This window comes from Photorhabdus sp. RM71S, assembly GCF_042879355.1.
GTDB lineage: Bacteria > Pseudomonadota > Gammaproteobacteria > Enterobacterales > Enterobacteriaceae > Photorhabdus > Photorhabdus kayaii.
On the sequence record NZ_JBHFKV010000110.1, the window covers coordinates 1 to 2,348 of the forward strand.

A 2,348-nucleotide genomic window follows, 5' to 3' on the forward strand; every position below is an offset into this window, starting at 1 on the left:
CGTAAGCGTCAACTAAACCCCACCTTGCTTTTTCCATGGCAGCAGTTTTTCCAGATCCGGGGCGGGCTGGCATAACTCATCCAGACAAGTCATGACATAATCGAAGGGGATCAGGCCATTGGCTTTGGCCGTTTCAATGACACTGTAGAGGATCGCACTCGCCTGCGCACCGCGCGGGGTATAACTGAACAGCCACGCCTTTCGCCCGATGACAAACGGTTTAATCGCCCTTTCAGCCCGGTTATTGTCGATCGACAAGCGACCATCCTCCAGATAACGGATCAGTTTGGGCCATTGGTTGCTCAGGTAAGTGACGGCCTCACCCAGCTTGCTTTTGGGCAGCATCTGAGATTGTGTCTTGATCAGCCAGGCCGATAATTTATCCAGAATGGGGAGCGCTTTTTCCTGTCGGAGCCGGTATTTTTCTGCCGGGCTTAACCCCTTGATTTGCTGCTCTACCCGGTAAAGTGACTGGATCAAACTCAGCGCGAGATCAGCTTTGCCCGTTTTGTTTTTTCCCTGCACCTGCTTCGCCGACATAAATTTTCGGCGGGCATGAGCCATGCAGCCGACCAGCCGGGCGCCGGTCTGCTCATAGCCCTGATAGCCATCCACGTGCAAGTACCCCTGAAAACCCGCCAGATAGCCAGCGGCGCAGGTCCCTGAGCGGCTGGTCTGATAGTCATACAGCACAATATTCGGCGTATTCGACCGGAGATCGGGGGCATCGGTGCCCGCGCAATAGACCCACATGTAATTCGTCGTTTTGTCAGACGTGACCACGTTCACCGGGGTTTCATCCGCATGGAGAACCGGTTGTTGTAACAGCGTTTCCCTGAACCTGGCCACCAACGGCGCAAACAACTGCGCGGATTTTAATATCCAGTCACTCTGGGTCTGGCGGCTGAGGTCAATGCCATACTGTTTGAACAAACTTTCCTGACGGTACAGCGGTAACCCATACTGATATTTACTGGTGATAAGCTGACTGAGCAGGCTGCTGGTCGCCATGCCTTTTCTGATGGGCATCGCTGGCAGGGGAGCTTGTCTGACCGGCGTATGCACCCCGGATTTCTCACAGGCACGGCAGGCGTATTTGGGACGGATATGCTCAATTACTTTAATTTGTGCCGGAATGAATTCCAGCTTTTCGCTGCGGTCTTCCCCCATCGGATGCAGCTGTCCACCACAGCACGCACACTGTTTTTCCTCATCGGCGATATCGTGGTACACCGTTTCACGAGGCAGGTCTTTGGGCAGGGGTTTGCGTGTCGGCTTATGACGCGTGTACGTGAGGGTTTCCTGCACGGCAACGGTTTCAGCCGGCAGCGCAATCTCTTCCGCTTCGTTAAATAACTCCCCCTGACCGGGGAACGCTTCCGAGGCAGCCCCAAACCGTTTTTGCTGCACCAAACGAAACTGCTCTTCCAAAAAGGCCAGCCGCTGCGACTGCTTAATCAGCAGCCGTTTCAGTTCAGCGGGGTCATTGGGCAGGGCATTGATATCGATTTTCATGGGGACATTTTACGCTATCCCCGGCGAAGAAACTCAATTAATGCCCATGGGTTTGATGATCGTCAAGTGATCAGGTGACATGACAATGCGGTACGGCGAAGGGCTGATGGCCGATGATATCATAGCCCGATAACAACCCGTGCAGTTGCTGCTCCGTCAGGTTCAGGGTGGCGCTGTTGACGGCCGTGGGCCATTTGAATTTGGCGTTTTCCAGCCGCTTGTACCAGAGTGCAAACCCGGTTTTATCCCAGTAGAGGATTTTGAGTTTATCCCGCTTTTTGTTGCAAAAGAGAAACAGCGCCGTTTGCGTCGGTGAAAGCTGCATTTCCAGCTCCACCCAGACTGCCAGCCCGTTGATGGATTTTCGGAAGTCGATAAACGGGCGGCACAAATAAACGTCCGGGACATCCACAAACATTTTCATGCGGCAAGCCCCCGGATAATCGCAATGATGACGAGGGTCTCTGTACCGGCAGGGAAACGCAGTGTGCCATGCGGTGTTTCAAATAAGAGGGGGGGCGTGCCGGATGGGGCGGATTTTTCCTGAGCGGAACGGATTTTAATAAAAGCAGGCGGGGAAGCCGACCCTGGGGGCTTTTCCTGTGGACGGGAGCCGCGTTGGCGGTGGTGATAGAACTGGGTTGTCGAGATACCGATCTTTTGGCAAAACTGCTGGACAGTCAGTTCAGATTTTTTCTGCTGTTCAAAAATGTCCAGCCACTCAGCTTGCGTAAACCGGGATTGGCTCATGGGGTTTTTCCATCATAAGAATAGGTGACACTATTTTAATCAGTGAATTCCCGCTGGCTAGGTGGGGTTCCCCGTACGCTTAC

The 2,348-nt window shown here is 53.6% G+C and carries 3 protein-coding genes; all 3 read right to left on the minus strand.

The annotated features are described in order from the left end of the window. Positions 1–12: 12 nt before the first annotated feature. Positions 13–1,515: an IS66 family transposase gene (tnpC, locus tag ACGF5R_RS23750; protein WP_387693075.1), complete on the minus strand. Its 1,503-nt coding sequence runs from the start codon at positions 1,513–1,515 to the stop codon at positions 13–15. A 70-nt stretch (positions 1,516–1,585) separates the two neighbouring features. After that, complete coding sequence (gene tnpB / locus ACGF5R_RS23755) at positions 1,586–1,939, minus strand: IS66 family insertion sequence element accessory protein TnpB (RefSeq protein WP_387693077.1); 354 nt, start codon at positions 1,937–1,939, stop codon at positions 1,586–1,588. Continuing rightward, positions 1,936–2,265, minus strand: a complete 330-nt coding sequence (tnpA, locus tag ACGF5R_RS23760; protein ID WP_387693079.1) for an IS66 family insertion sequence element accessory protein TnpA — start codon at positions 2,263–2,265, stop codon at positions 1,936–1,938. Before tnpA ends, tnpB begins: the two co-directional genes overlap by 4 nt. Between the last annotated feature and the right edge of the window lie 83 nt (positions 2,266–2,348).

What these genes read in the sequence shown, in the direction of transcription:
- tnpA (WP_387693079.1), bottom strand. Translation starts at nt 2,265, where the DNA reads ATGAGCCAATCCCGGTTTACGCAAGCTGAGTGGCTGGACATTTTTGAA.
- tnpB (WP_387693077.1), bottom strand. Translation starts at nt 1,939, where the DNA reads ATGAAAATGTTTGTGGATGTCCCGGACGTTTATTTGTGCCGCCCGTTT.
- tnpC (WP_387693075.1), bottom strand. Translation starts at nt 1,515, where the DNA reads ATGAAAATCGATATCAATGCCCTGCCCAATGACCCCGCTGAACTGAAA.